Annotated in this window: 9 protein-coding genes and 1 tRNA gene; 3 read left to right on the forward strand and 7 right to left on the reverse strand. The window is 61.0% G+C overall.

The annotated features are described in order from the left end of the window. Positions 1-28: 28 nt before the first annotated feature. Complete coding sequence (locus tag LOC54_RS00185) at positions 29-1,657, reverse strand: dihydroxyacetone kinase subunit DhaK (RefSeq protein ID WP_279311791.1); 1,629 nt, start codon at positions 1,655-1,657, stop codon at positions 29-31. Between the two features lie 467 nt (positions 1,658-2,124). Here LOC54_RS00185 and LOC54_RS00190 point away from each other — a divergent pair, with 467 nt between their 5' ends. Then, entirely contained in the window at positions 2,125-2,511 is a 387-nt protein-coding gene (locus LOC54_RS00190) for a glycerol dehydrogenase (protein ID WP_279311792.1), read from the forward strand. Further along, on the forward strand, positions 2,511-4,691 hold the full coding sequence (locus LOC54_RS00195) for a pyrroloquinoline quinone-dependent dehydrogenase (protein ID WP_279311793.1): 2,181 nt from the start codon (positions 2,511-2,513) through the stop codon (positions 4,689-4,691). Before LOC54_RS00190 ends, LOC54_RS00195 begins: the two co-directional genes overlap by 1 nt. A 94-nt stretch (positions 4,692-4,785) precedes the next feature. Here LOC54_RS00195 and LOC54_RS00200 read toward each other — a convergent pair whose 3' ends face one another. The 3 genes from LOC54_RS00200 to LOC54_RS00210 all read right to left on the reverse strand — a co-directional run bounded on the left by LOC54_RS00200 (position 4,786) and on the right by LOC54_RS00210 (position 9,763). Continuing rightward, positions 4,786-5,496, reverse strand: a complete 711-nt coding sequence (locus tag LOC54_RS00200; RefSeq protein WP_279311794.1) for an RNA pseudouridine synthase — start codon at positions 5,494-5,496, stop codon at positions 4,786-4,788. Further along, positions 5,496-8,201 carry a DNA translocase FtsK gene (locus LOC54_RS00205; protein WP_279311823.1) on the reverse strand — a complete coding sequence of 902 codons (2,706 nt, stop codon included), beginning with the start codon at positions 8,199-8,201 and terminating at the stop codon, positions 5,496-5,498. The genes LOC54_RS00200 and LOC54_RS00205 overlap by 1 nt, the downstream gene beginning before the upstream one ends. 140 nt (positions 8,202-8,341) lie before the next feature. Continuing rightward, positions 8,342-9,763: a protein adenylyltransferase SelO family protein gene (locus LOC54_RS00210; protein ID WP_279311795.1), complete on the reverse strand. Its 1,422-nt coding sequence runs from the start codon at positions 9,761-9,763 to the stop codon at positions 8,342-8,344. 109 nt (positions 9,764-9,872) lie between these two features. Here LOC54_RS00210 and LOC54_RS00215 point away from each other — a divergent pair. Then, a tRNA-Ser gene (locus LOC54_RS00215) sits at positions 9,873-9,964 on the forward strand. A 76-nt stretch (positions 9,965-10,040) separates the two neighbouring features. On the opposite strand, the gene LOC54_RS00220 is transcribed toward LOC54_RS00215, so the two are convergent. The 3 genes from LOC54_RS00220 to LOC54_RS00230 form a co-directional block, all read right to left on the reverse strand. Next, positions 10,041-11,012 (reverse strand): fimbrial protein, encoded by a 972-nt coding sequence (locus tag LOC54_RS00220; RefSeq protein ID WP_279311796.1) that lies wholly within the window; start codon positions 11,010-11,012, stop codon positions 10,041-10,043. A gap of 93 nt (positions 11,013-11,105) precedes the next feature. Next, on the reverse strand, positions 11,106-11,804 hold the full coding sequence (gene ung, locus LOC54_RS00225) for a uracil-DNA glycosylase (protein WP_279311797.1): 699 nt from the start codon (positions 11,802-11,804) through the stop codon (positions 11,106-11,108). Between the two features lie 31 nt (positions 11,805-11,835). Next, positions 11,836-14,259, reverse strand: a complete 2,424-nt coding sequence (locus LOC54_RS00230) for a membrane-bound PQQ-dependent dehydrogenase, glucose/quinate/shikimate family (RefSeq protein ID WP_279311798.1) — start codon at positions 14,257-14,259, stop codon at positions 11,836-11,838. Positions 14,260-14,490 lie beyond the last annotated feature (231 nt).

The following is a 14,490-nucleotide window of genomic DNA, read 5'->3' on the forward strand; positions in this document are numbered from 1 at the left end:
GCGGGATTTTCCGCCCCTGCCGATACGGTCAGGCCTTTGCCATGGACTCCAGCATCCGGGCGATAGCCTCAGCCCCCGGATCAGGAATTCCGGAAAGCTGATCCTCGGGCACGTAGGACGCCCGGCCCGCATGGGATTTTTTCATCGTCTTCGTGGAATCCGCACCGGACCGGGCAGCCGAGGCGGCTTCGCTCAGGCTGCCACCTCCTGCGAAGGCTTTGAGTGCCGGATCGATCGCATCGATCATGGTGCGGTCTCCGGGCTTGGCACCGCCAAGCTCCTGCATGGCCGCCAGACCTTCCTGAAGCGCCTCCGGCCAGTCCGCATCGCTGCGTCCGGCTGCGGTGAACAGGATTGACAGCAGTGCTCCGCTTGATCCGCCGGTATTTCGTGTCAGGACACGCGCCAGCGTCGTACAGAGATGTTTCGGGTTATCCAGCGGCAGCCTGTCGAGCGAGCGGAGAATTTCCGTGGCGGCCTCCGCGAAGGTGGAACCTGCATCACCGTCACCGATTTTCGCATCCAGCGCATTGAGGCTGTCCGCCTGATCAATCAGGGTCTGCGCGCCGGTACGGAAGAGTTTTTCAAGCGCCGGGCTGCTTCCCGGGCTGAACGCGAAGGTTTCCGGCAGATCGGGCATCTCATGAAGGGCGGGCTTGCCGAACGGTACGGTTCCGGGCCATGCGGCCGGTTCTGCCGGGGCTGTCAGCGCCTCTCTGATCTCATCCGTCAGGGCTATGACCGTGAGCGAGAACCCGTTCATGTTCAGCGCCGTCATGACAGGAGCCGGGCCTATGATGAGATCGGTTTTCCGGGCGAGGCCGGTTCCGGCAAAGGCCTCCAGCAGGAGTGTCATCTCGATCGGCGGCACGCTGCCCAGCATATTGAGCAGAAGAGCGTAGCGCGTTTTCCCCTCAGGCAGGGCCTGATCCAGCGTATCGGCGGCCAGCGCCATCAGAGCATCGGCCGTGGAGACCTCGATCTGCTTCGCTCCGGGCTCTCCGTGGATTCCGAGACCGAGTTCTGCCTGTTCTTCCGTCAGCCGGGTCGAGTGTTCCGGATCATAGGCATTGCAGTCGCTCAGGGACAGGCCGATGGAGGCGAGTCCTTCTGCAGCCGACCGGGCCTTTCTCGTCACCTCTTCGAGCGTATCTCCCTTAGAGGCTGCATGACCGGCAATTTTCTGGATCAGCGTCGTTCCGGCCAGACCCCGCGGGAAACGGCTGTCCGGCAGGGAAATGTCATCCCCGACAACGATGGTCTCAACCTTCAGACCCATATCCCTAGCCTGCTCGGCGGCCAGGGTGAAATTCAGACGATCACCGGTATAGCTCTTGATGACCAGCAGACATCCGGCCTTTCCGGTGACGGCCAGGATGGCTGCCAGAATGGCATCAACGCCCGGTGAGGCAAACACGGAGCCGCACACGGCGGCGTCCAGCATGCCTTCCCCCACAAATCCGGCATGGGCCGGTTCATGCCCGGTGCCGCCGCCTGAAATCACAGCGACGTGGTCCTTGTTACGCTCTCTGCGCAGGATGACCCTGATTTCAGGATAGCCATCCAGTCGGCAGAGATGCTGCCCCGCAGACGAACGCAGCAGGCCGTCAAGGGATTCCGTGACGACAGTTTCACGGCTGTTGAAGAAACGCTTCATGAACGCGGAGCCTCTCTGTTATTCTTATCCCGTCCGCAGGACCCTAGCACCGGTTCCGCCTTACGATCCAACTGCGGCCGGGCCTTACGGTTCACGGCGAGGCAATGACATCCGTGTGACCTGAAGGATTGTGCGGTGTGCTGCAGGCCCGGTCTGCCGCCCGTATCAGCCGCTTTGTCAAAGATTTTCGCGATATCGACATCGATATGTGCAGGATGTATAAATCCTTGATAAATTATATTTCATAATTGAATGTATCAAACCGCCCGGCCGACCGTTGCAGCCGCGCAAAGGCCGGGTACCGCGCGCGCAGCGAGGTATGTGGCGGGGAGACAAAAGACCGGAAAGTCCGAAGATTATGGTACAAAAATAATTGATGATGAGACTAAAAACATCATCGTATATCGATTTATACCGAAAACCGGAGGTTCTTTATCTCGTTTTTTTCGTGAAATACGGAGTGCATTATGAATTCTGTTCAACAAACAGGCAAAAAGCCGGGGCTTCCCGTGCTTTGTCTGGCAGTCCTGATCATCCTTCTGGGGCTGCCGCTTGTCATCATGGGAGTGCAGCTCGCGGCTCTCGGCGGCTCATTCTACTACGTTCTCTTCGGCGCGGCCATCATCGCAGCGGGCGGGCTCATGCTCTTCGGCTCCGTGAACGGCGCTTTCCTCTATCTTGTCGCATGGCTCGTCACCATTCCCTGGTCCCTGTGGGAAGCCGGTCTTGACGGATGGGGTCTTCTGCCCCGGCTCCTCGGACCGACCATCATCGCGATCCTTGTCGCGCTGACGATACCTGCCCTGCGCGGCACGTCTGCGGCTGCCGTATCTTCCCGCGGAGGACACGCATAATGCTTCGCCACTCTCTTCTTACAGCCTCCGTCCTGTGCTGCGCTGCCGGTGCCGCCCTTCCGCTCTCCGCACGGGCCGATGACACGCCGCCCTGGACGGCTCCCGGACCGGCCAGCTATCCGCCCAAGAAGCCTCTTGGCAAGTTTGATGCGCCGTCTCCCTATGCCCCGCAGGCTCCGGGTGTTAACGCCGCGGACATCCCCTCCGGCCCTCCCTCTCCTCCTTCGGAGGCAACGCCTGCGGTTGAGCAGATCAGTGCACATCCTGCACGTGAGGACTGGCCGGTATACGGGCATGACACGCAGGCCACGCGCTATTCCCCACTCAATCAGATCACTCCGGAGAACGTCAGCCAGCTGAAGCGGGCTTTCGTCTATCATACCGGCAGCAAGCCGGGTCCGGGCCAGATCAACAAATGGGCTGCTGAAACCACACCGATCAAGGTGGGTGACGGGCTTTATATGTGCTCGGCGCTGAACGACATCATGAAGCTCGACCCGGCTACCGGAAAGGAAATCTGGCGGCACAACTCGGGCGTCAAATATGACAGCATCCCCTATACGGCGGCCTGTAAGGGCGTGACGTATTACACGGCCTCGACCGTGCCGGAGGGGCAACCCTGCCACAACCGTATCGTGGTCGGCACGCTGGACATGAGGCTGATCGAGGTGGATGCGGCTGACGGCAAGCTCTGCGAGGGCTTCGGCACGCATGGCCAGGTCAATCTGATGAAGGGCATGGGCTCCTCCGTCCCCGGCTTCGTCGCCATGACGGTTCCGCCGCCGATCGTGAACGGTGCGGTCGTGGTCAGCCACGAGGTTCTGGACGGCCAGCGCCGCTGGGCGCCGTCGGGTGTCATCCGCGGATACGATGCCGAAACCGGCCGCTTCCTGTGGGCCTGGGACGTGAATCGTCCTGATGATCACGGTGAGCCGGCAGAGGGTGATCACTACAGCCGCGGCACGCCGAACTCGTGGGCGGCCCTTACCGGCGATAATGAGCTCGGGCTTGTCTATGTTCCGACCGGCAACTCCGCTGCGGACTACTACAGCTCCATGCGCTCTCCGGAAGAGAACAAGATTTCCTCCTCCGTTGTGGCTATCGACGTGAAGACGGGCTCCCCGCGCTGGGTTTTCCAGACCGTGCATAAGGACGTCTGGGATTACGATATCGGTTCCCAGGCCACCCTGTTCGAGTTCCCCGGCAAGGACGGACCGATCCCGGCCCTGTTCATGCCGACCAAGCGTGGTCAGACCTTCGTTCTCGACCGTCGCACCGGCAAGCCGATCCTGCCGGTTGAGGAACGCCCTGCCCCGCAGGAATCCGACGTTCCGGGTGAGGTCCGTTCTCCGACGCAGCCCTGGTCCGTGGGTATGCCGCGTCTGGGTGTCGCGGATCTGAAAGAGACGGATATGTGGGGCATGTCGCCGATCGACCAGCTCTACTGCCGCGTCAAGTTCCGCCGCGCGCATTATGACGGTGAGTTCACGCCGCCGCGTATCGGTCAGCCCACGATTGAATTCCCGGGTTATAACGGCGGCAGCGACTGGGGCAGCGTAGCCTACGATCCTCAGACCGGCATTCTGGTGGCCAACTGGAACGTGACGCCGATGTATGATCAGCTGGTCACGCGTAAGAAGGCGGATCAGATCGGTCTGATGCCGATCGACAGCCCGCACTTCACCCCGGCAGCCGGCGGTGCGGAGGGCAATGGCGCCCAGGCTGACACGCCTTACGGTATCACCGTGGCTCCGTTCTGGAACCAGTATACCGGTATGATGTGCAACAAGCCGCCGTACGGTTACATCACGGCGATCGACATGCACACGCAGAAGGTCATCTGGCAGCATCCGCTGGGCAGCGCCCGCGCCAACGGTCCGTGGGGATTTCCGACCCATCTTCCGCTCACGATCGGCACGCCGAACAACGGCGGTTCGACCATCACGGCAGGCGGTCTGATCTTCCTCGGTGCGACCACCGACAACCTGATCCACGCGTTTGACCTGAAATCCGGTAAGGAGCTGTGGAACGACGTGCTCCCCGGCGGTGGCCAGGCCAACACGATGACCTATGAGTACAAGGGCAAGCAGTACGTGGCCATCATGGCCGGCGGACATCACTTCATGATGACGCCTGTCAGCGATGAGCTGGTCGTCTACGCTCTTCCTGACTCCAAATAAGGAAAGCTGTCTTCCGGCGCGAATATCCGCGCCGGAAATTCAGTGAACCTCGCTGCTGACGCTTTTCTGTCAGTCGGACGGCGCCTGATCCTGATCAGGCGCCGTTCTGCGTTTCGGGAGAGGTCAGACCGCAGGCGCTGAGTGCCGTTTTCATATGTTCCGGCACCGGTGCGCTGATATCTGTCTCCGGGAGAATCAGCCTGCGTGCCAGAAGATGCAGCGGCACATCCTGCTTCTGTTCGCCGTAGACCGTATCGCCCAGCACGGGCCAGCCGGATGCGGCGCAGTGTGCACGGATCTGATGTGTCCGGCCGGTCAGGAGCTCGACCTCAAGCCACGCCAGATTTCGCTCCGGGGAATAGCCCCGCAGATGCCAGCGGGTCAGGGACGGCTGACCGTCCTGTGCGACACTCATGCGCCAGAACCGGCCCTGCTCCGTTCTTTTCAGGGGGAAACTGATATCTCCGGACTCAGCCTCCGGACGTCCCCGCACGACCACGTGGTAGATCTTGCGTATTCCGTCGGTCCGGAGCTGCTCCTGCAGGTCCAGAAGCGCCTGTTTGCGCAGGGCGATCATGAGGCAGCCGGACGTATCCTGATCCAGCCGGTGCACAAGCCACGGCCCGTCCTTTCTCCGGCTCATCAGCGGAAACCAGTCCTCCACGGACGGCCCGCCTGCTCTGGACGGATAGACCGGCAGACCGGCGGGCTTATCGATCACAAGAAAACGGTTCGTCTCGTAAAGGACCGTAAAAGGCAGCTTATGCACCGCAGGCGGAACTGCCCGGGCCGGCGGAGGCCGCATCAGTCCTCGGCCCCGCGCCCGATCAGCACCTTCCTCCGACCGACATGATCGGCCGGGGTCACGATCCCGTTCTTTTCCATCTGCTCGATCAGTTTTGCCGCACGATTATAGCCGATCGAGAGGTGACGCTGGACAAAGGAGGTGGATGCCTTCCCTTCCCGGATTACGACGGCCACCGCCTTGTCATAGAGACCACCATCCTCACCTCCGCCGCCATAGCTGCCTGTATCGGCAACAGCCGCCGTATCATCCTCGCGGTCTGAAATGACGTCCTCATCATAGATCGGCTCACCCTGCTCACGCAGGAACCCGACGACGGCCTCAACTTCGCTGTCGGCCACAAATGGACCGTGCACGCGTGTGATACGCCCGCCGCCCTGCATGAACAGCATGTCACCCTGCCCCAGAAGCTGCTCGGCGCCCTGCTCTCCCAGGATCGTGCGGCTGTCGAACTTGCTGATGACCTGGAAGGAAATGCGTGTCGGGAAGTTGGCCTTGATCGTGCCGGTAATGACATCGACCGAAGGCCGCTGTGTGGCCATGATGACATGGATGCCGGCCGCACGGGCTTTCTGCGCCAGGCGCTGCACGGCCGCATCGATTTCCTTTCCGGCTGTCATCATCAGATCGGCCATCTCATCGATCACGACGACGATATGCGGCAGCGGCTCGATCGTGAAGGACTGCTCCTCGAAAATCGGATTGCCGGTTTCGGGATCATATCCCGTCTGCACCCGGCGGGTGACCTCCTCGCCCCGGTCGCGGACCTGGATGGCCCGCTCATTATATCCCGCAATATTCCGGACCTGCAGATGCGCCATATTGCGGTAACGCCGGTCCATCTCCCGGACCACCCATTTGAGTGCGGCCACGGCTTTCTGCGGCTCGGTCACGACCGGCGTCAGAAGATGGGGGATCCCGTCATAGATCGACAGTTCAAGCACTTTCGGGTCGATCATGATCAGGCGGCACTGATCCGGCGAGTGACGGAACAGCAGCGACAGGATCATCCCGTTCACGCCGACCGACTTACCCGATCCGGTCGTGCCTGCAACGAGCAGATGCGGCATCTTCGCGAGATCGCTGAATATCGGCGCACCGGCGATATCTTTGCCCAGCGCAAGCTCCAGCACGCCGTTTGTTTTCGTCCATTCGGGACAGCGGAACAGTTCCGACAGATAAACCGTCTCTCGCACCGCGTTGGGCACCTCGATACCCATCACGTTACGCCCGGGTACCGTGGCGATGCGCACGCTCAGAACCGAGAGCGAGCGTGCGACATCGTCGGCCAGACCAATCACGCGGGCCGCGCGGATGCCCGGGGCCGGTTCAAGTTCGTAGAGCGTGACCACAGGGCCGGGATGAATACCGACGATCCGCCCCTGCACACCGAAATCCGACAGCACCGTCTCCAGCAGTCTGGCATTGGCCTGCAGCATTTCCTGCGAAGGACCGTTCTGCGCGTGCTCCGGCCCGAGCGTCCTGAGCAGGGAGAGCGGCGGGAGCTGCCAGCCGCCGTCACGACGGGGCGGCTGCTTCTCTTTCCGGGCCTCCTGCTGTGCGGCCTTATCCTGCGTGCCGCTGAACATGCGTGAGAAAAATCCTCTGGATGCAGCCGGTGCCGGATCAGCGGGCTCCTCCGGAGCAGAGGAAAACTGCTGCACCACGACGGGCTCCGGAACGGGGCGGGACAGCTCGGGCTCCGGCGGTCTGCTCGCAGCGGAGGGAGCGGCGGCCTGCGCCATTGCCGGGCCAGGCAGCGCAATCACGGGCTGCTCCTCTGCCGGAGGCGGTCCCGGGCGGACCAGAGCATCAGGGGACGGAGCCGGACGCGGGCGATCGTCATCCACGGAAATCACAGCCTGGCCTGCCGGAATTGCCGCCATCTGCGGTCCGGTCTGAGGCTGAAACCGGGACGGGGACTGAGAAACCGGGGCCACTGGAGGCGCGGTCCATGAGGTCGGGCCGCCGGACTGTGTTTCTTTCCACGCAAGAGGAGAGGCGACCGGCGAGGCCTGGGGCCGCGCAAAAGCCGCCTCGTTTCCTGTGTTGGAGGAGGCACGGATTTTTCTGACACCGGCATGCAGGAGCGCGCCACCCTGTCGGAACACGAACCTCACGGCCGCCATGATCCCGGCGGCAATCGCCCGCCATTCCTGCCGGTCAAGGCCGAGACCGAGGCCAGCCAGCGTCAGTGCCAGAATCAGACCCAGCACCCAGAGCACGACGGCGCCCGCCGGTCCGGTGGCGGCCACCCCGGCCTGGACCGCAGCCGTTGCGGCGGACAGCCCGATCCCGCCGCCAATCCCGGCATCGGACGGCCAGCGGGGCGCCTGGAACACCGTCACGAGCAGCGGCAGGGCTGCCAGCAGGGCCGCTGCGACCGGCAGCAGTGCGACCAGCGCGATAAGGCGCAGCACAAAGACGCTCAGCCTGTGCCAGCGGATGATGCGCCACCCCCAGCAGGCCAGCGCCATGACCACCAGCCATGCCGCAAGTCCGATCGAGGGAAGAAGCGTGTCGGCAACGGCAGCCCCCGGCCAGCCCAGCCAGTTGGTTGCGGGGGTTTCCGTCGCGACGCTGAAGGACGGATCGGCGGGGTTGTAGCTGACCAGCATGATCGCCAGAGACAGGGCTGCGAGCCACAGACAGACCCCTCCGGCCTCGGTCAGGCGGCGTCTGATTCCTGTCAGGCCACCTGACATTCTGGAGGAGGAAAAAACCGGACCGGGGCGCGCCAAGAGCTGAAATCCTGAAAAAGAACTGTACGGACAGACAGGGTTCTACTCCGGACCACCGTCTGCCAGAAAGGGTCTTAATCCGGTCAAACACAGAAATACGGCCCTTACGGGGCAGAATATGCCTCTTTCATTTTCTCGATTTCGTTAAGAAACCCATAGAAAACAGACCAGTCATCATTTTTCGCGATCGGCGTCCATATGGCGTCCATCGTATCGGTCAGTATGTCCGGCGGTGCCTCACGCGCGAAAAACGCGGTCCGTGTCTGAATCCCCGAAGCCGACGTGTATTCCTCAAGAATCGCCCGCAGCGGAGCAAAATCCTGCGATAGGTAGAATGACGCCCGGGGTCCCTGCAGCGCCTGCTCCGCCCGGCAGCCGCCACCGAACCAGTCAAAGGGGAAACAGGCAAAGGGCATACCGCTGGCACGCAGGAAGACCGATACTGCCTCACGCAGTGTCCGGTCCTTCTCCGCGCCCCGTGAGGCCAGCCCCAGACGCCGCAGCCAGGCCCGGTCAAGTGCGTCATGATACAGAGCCGGGAACTGTTCGAGAGTTGCGACCAGATCATCATATGAGGCAAGCTCGATAAGGCTTTCAGCCAGTCTTGCCAGGTTCCACAGCAATGTTTCGGGCTGTCTACCATAGGCATACAGACGTGAGTGGTCGAAATATGCCGCCGTAAAGCTGTCATCCCAGGAGGGGAGGAAACGCCAGGGGCCGTAGTCAAAACTCTCTCCGGTGATGTTGATATTATCCGTGTTCAGCACGCCATGGACGAAGCCTGCCGCCATCCACTGCGCGCCCGTCTGTGCCACACGCCGCGTTGTCTCCCTCAGCAGCGTGATGGCCGGAGCCTCGTCTCCGGTTCCTGCGGCCTGCGGAAAGTAGGTTTCGAGCACATAGGCCACCAGTTTTTCCAAGGCCGGTCTGTCCTGAAGGGCGGCAAGACGCTGGAATGTTCCGATCCGTATGTGTGAGTGGCTGAGTCTGACCAGCACGGAGGAGCGTGCCGGGGACGGTTCATCATGGCGCTGGAGAGCCTCTCCTGTCTCGATCAGGCTGAAGGCACGCGATGTATTCACGCCCAGCGCCTCCAGCATTCCGGCTGCCAGCACCTCCCTTACGCCGCCGCGCAGGGTCAGCCTTCCGTCCCCGGCGCGTGACCAGGGTGTCTGTCCGCTGCCCTTGGTTCCGAGATCCAGGAGACGTCCGTCCTGCAGGTCGTACAGCTGTGCGAAAAGGAAGCCGCGCCCGTCCCCCAGATCGGGGTTGTAATGACGGAACTGGTGTCCGTGGTAGCGCAGGGCCAACGGGTATTCCAGCGTGCCGGGCAGAGGCTGGAAATGCCCGAAATGACTGATCCATTCCGCTTCATCCAGGGTTTCAAGTCCTGTCTGCCGGGCTGCGGCCTGGTTACGGAAACGCAGGATATGTTCAGGGAAAACCGCGGCTCTTACCTCATCATAAAAACTGTTTCCCAGTGCAAGATGCGCCGCCGAGGGCTTGTATCGGGGAGAAGGAGGCATGATTCTGAAACCCTGTGCGCGAAAGAGGCCATGAGCATTTGACTTGTGCCACAGAACGCACTAAACGCCACATCTGCAGACGCCGTGTTATAACGCACGCTCTTCAGGCGGAGGGGTGGCCGAGTGGCTGAAGGCGGCGGTTTGCTAAACCGTTATACGGGTTAAACCGTATCGAGAGTTCGAATCTCTTCCCCTCCGCCAGTCCTGCTTCCGCAGACATCCGTGCATTATCGCAAATCGTTGCCCGCCGCAGTGCATGGCAGTCAGGATATTGTCTTCACTCGTAGGTTATCGTGAAGGTGGCCGAGGAACTCAGGCCGCCTGGCGTTATTTTTCCGGTCCGGTAATATCTGGCGGAATAGTTCAGGGAGACGGTGCCGTCGGTTGTGGTTCCTGCCGGGGCATAATCTCCCAGGGTGACCGGATTTCCTCCATCATCTGTCATCTGAATGCCCACTCCGGTGGCTGATCCGGAGACCGGAAGAAGCACGCCGGCAATGCCTGAATCCACCCCGTTGCTGTCAAATCTGATCATGATCGGCGCACCTGCGCTGCATGAGAGATTGATTTGGAAGCCCGTGCTTCCTGTTATTGATCCTGTTGCGAGCATAAGAGAGGCATCGACCGACGGGAGATTGACCGTGATGGATGTGGTACTGACGGTGCAGGCGGGATCGACGATTGTTACGTCATTATTGAGATATACATGCTCGTAGATGACATCATCCATCATGACGTCACCCAGCGGTCCTGATTTTATGACTGCATTATCTGCAATTCTTCCGGTTTTCAGAAGGGTTATATGCTGCACTGAGCCTGAGACAAGCGTGATCAGCCCCGAGGCATTGTACGGATATGTATAGCTTGCATAGGGATTATTCGGCCACGGACCAGCAAGCGCACCGGTGGTCTGTATGATCTCGAATGCCGTGCCTGAAGTTCCTGTGGGAAAGACCGTAACGTCTCCGCTCACCGTGCCTCTTGATGCATCCACCTGGAAACCGTACGGAATCGGGACCTGTACCGGACAGGTTACGGAGAGACCGTGGTCCGGCATGCCTGCGACATCCGCAGAGCTTGCCAGTTCGCTGCCTATCGCCAGGGTGTAGTTTACGGAAATCTGTGATGGCAGAGTTAAGTAAACGGTGGGAACGGTTGTCACGCCAGTAGCGCGGACGCACCCCGCAGCTCCGGCAAAAGCCGAGACAGGGAAGCAGACTGCCAGTATCAGGAGCAACAATCGGAACATAACTTATTCTGGGAAATAAGTATGATTATTTTGTTAAAATAAGTGAATAATTTATAAAAAAATCCTGAAATATTTTTTATAAATTGAGAATTTTTATTCTTCGCAAATTTCAGAAATAGCCCAGCCCACCGGCTCCATACCATTTTTTTCGAGAAATTCATTCGCCTTCGAGAAATACTGCCCGCCGAAAAAGCCGTTATGAGCTGACAGGGGCGACGGATGCACATTTTTCAGCACGAGGTGACGTGAGGCATCGACGAAGGCGGCCTTGCGCTGTGCATATGCACCCCAGAGAATGAACACGACGGGGGTGTCCTGCTCGTTCACGCATCTGATGACCGCATCCGTGAAACGTTCCCATCCTTTTTTCTGATGAGAGGCTGCCTGTCCGCGTTCGACGGTCAGGACACTGTTGAGCAGAAGAACCCCCTGCTGCGCCCAGTGTGTCAGATTTCCGTGGGAAGCCGGCGGGATGCCGAGATCGCTCTGCATCTCCTTGTAGATATTCACCAGAGACGGTGGGATTCTGATCCCTGCCGGAACGCTGAAGCACAGGCCATGCGCCTGACCTTCCCCGTGATACGGATCCTGACCGAGGATCACGACCTTCACTTTTCCCAGCGGTGTGAGATTGAGCGCACGGAACCAGTGCGCTCCTATGGGAAATATCTGCTTCCCCTGTTTTTTCTCCTCCGCGAGGAAGGCCCGGAGTTCCTGCATGTAGGCGGAATCAAACTCCTTCTGCAGGGGCGTGATCCAGCTTTCATCCAGCCGGACAGGGCGCTCACTCACGCCCTGTCCTCCGCGATCGTTCCGTCTGCTCTCATTTATCCAGAGTCCACGCGATCAGGTAGTCTCCTTCGGTCGTGCCGAAGGAGCCGTGTCCGCCCGCATAGCTGACGATGTACTGCCGGCCGTCTGCCGTGTAGGTCATCGGAGTGGACTGTCCGCCTGCGGGCAGGGCCTGTGTCCAGAGCACCTTTCCGCTTGTGACATCATAGGCGCGGATTTTCTGATCCATCGAGCCGGTGAGGAAGGCGACGTTTCCGGCCGTGACCAGCGGTCCGCCCAGTTCGGGCACGCCGACCGTCAGCGCCGGAAGCGGCAGGGCGCGGAACGGTGAGGCGTTCAGGCTGTGCTCCAGCGTGCCGTTGCGGTGCTGCCAGACGATACGGCTGGTCCGCAGATCGATCCCGGCCATATAGCCCCAAGGCGGACGTTTGCAGGGGATCGGCAGGCCGACCTTGCTCGTGACCGGGTTGAGGAAGGCGGTGATCTCCACCGCATAGGGGATTCCGTAATTCGGCTGCAGGCCGGATTCACCGCCCGTTCCGCCACCTTTTCCTTTATCGGGCCATGTCGGGTTGCCAGGGCCGCGCGGGACCAGACGGGAGACGAAGGGCAGCGCGATCGGGCTGGCGATTGCGATCTGTCTCTGCCTGTCGACGGCAAGGCCGCCCCATTCGAACATGCCGAGATTACCGGGGAAGACGAGCGTGCCTCTTTCCGAGGGAGGCGTGAAGGTGCCCTGGTAATCAAGCTGATGGAAATAGATGCGGCAGATGAGCTGATCGAAGATCGTCCCGCCCCACATATCCGCGCCCGTCAGCGGCAGTTCCGGCCGGAAGGTCAGCTCGGAGAAGGGCTGCGTGGGTGACAGGTGATCTCCCTTCGCGGCCCCCTGCGGTACGGGACGCTCCGGCGCGGGCACGACCGGCTGGCCGTCCCGGCGGTCCAGGACGAAGATATTACCTGTTTTCGCAGGGGCGTAGATCACCGGAACGACGCTGCCATCCTGCCTCGTGATATCCGCAAGGCTCATCTGGGCGGGCTGGTCCATATCCCACAGGTCGTGGTGCACGGACTGCCAGAACCAGGCCAGACGACCGGTATCGGCGTGCAGCGCAAGCACGCCCGTCGCGAAGCGCTCCATATCCGGCGTGCGGTTCCCGCCCCACTCATCCGGCGTGGCGACACCCATCGGGATATAGATGAGGCCGAGCTTCTGGTCATAGGAGGAGGTGATCCAGGAGTTCGGGGAATTCGGGACGAAGAGATGTCCGCTTTCCGGGAGCTGGCTCGGGTCCGGATTGCCCGGGTCGAAAGCCCATACGAGCTTGCCGGTGAAAATATCGAAAGCGCGGGTCACGCCGGAGGGTTCATGAACGGAACCGTTATCCATGACCGCGCCGGAGATGATCACCAGTCTGTCGGTCAGGACCGGCGGGGAAGTCGGCTGATACAGGCCTGTCTGCGTGTAGGGCATGCCGCCCTCGCGCAGGCTGAGCTCTCCGTTCGTGCCGAAGGAAGGGCACACCTTTCCGTCATCGGCATTGACGGCGAACATGCGTCCGTCGCCGGTCGGCAGGAACAGGCGGTGATGGCACTCCCCGGCGGGGGCGGGCTGTCCGTCGGATGTCAGGGCGGTGTCGTCGGACTCGTGATAGGACAGGCCGCGACAGGTCAGGTGCTGGTAATCCGGGCTGACATGGATTTTCGGATCGAACACCCAGTTGACGTGTCCGGTCGCGCCGTTGACGGAATAGATCCTGTGATGGGTGGAGCACAGATAGAGCGTTCCGTTGACGGCGAGCGGTGTGGCCTCATTGGTGGTCTCTCCCGGATCTTCCGCACGGCGGACATCTCCGGTATGTATTTTCCAGGCGACTTTCAGGTGGCTGACATTGTCTGATGTGATCTGCGTCAGCGGGGAGAAGCGGTCTCCGGCCTGAGTGCGCCCGTAGGCGCGCCAGTCTCCGGGCGGCTGATCATCGGGGAGCTGTGCGGCGGCGATTTTATCGGTCGGAAGATTTCCGGCGATGTCCTCCGGGTCCTGCATGAAGGTGACGGCCAGCAGGACCACGGCGATACCGATACTTCCACCCAGCGCGGTCTGCATCCCGCGTCCGGCCCCGAGCGGGCGCGCGACGAAGGGCAGCACCAGCCAAAGGCTGAGCAGCATAAACATGTCGGTTCTTGGCAGGAACGACCAGAAATCGAGGCCGGTCTCAAACAGGGCCCAGGCGAGGGATGTCAGCAGCAGGATGGTGCAGATCAGATAGGCCAAGGCTGAGGCGCGGACTACGAGGAAGGCGATGGCCAGCAAGGCCATACCGCTAAGGAAATAGAACGGCGTATCATGGCAGATCAGGAGCCACGCGCCTCCGGCTGCAAGATACAGGCCGCACAGGGCGAAGATTGCGGAGGTCAGCTTGACCCATATGCCGGAAGCTTTCTGCCTGGACATCAAAATTCTCTCACTTCAGTCGTATTCCGGATGCGGCCGGGGCCTGCCTGCATGGCAGGAGCCGTGAATTCTTTCCTGCCAACACATCTGCCGGGCAGAAGTTTATCGTACCGGCAACAGGACGGTTTCGTTCCTGTATATCACGATATCTACACGCGGCGCAAAGCCGGAAAAAGCGAATTTACGGGCAGCGAGCCGCGGAGTCCGGCGGGGAACAGGCCGGAAACAGAC

The organism is Acetobacter sp. AN02 (genome assembly GCF_029759835.1).
Lineage (GTDB): Bacteria > Pseudomonadota > Alphaproteobacteria > Acetobacterales > Acetobacteraceae > Acetobacter.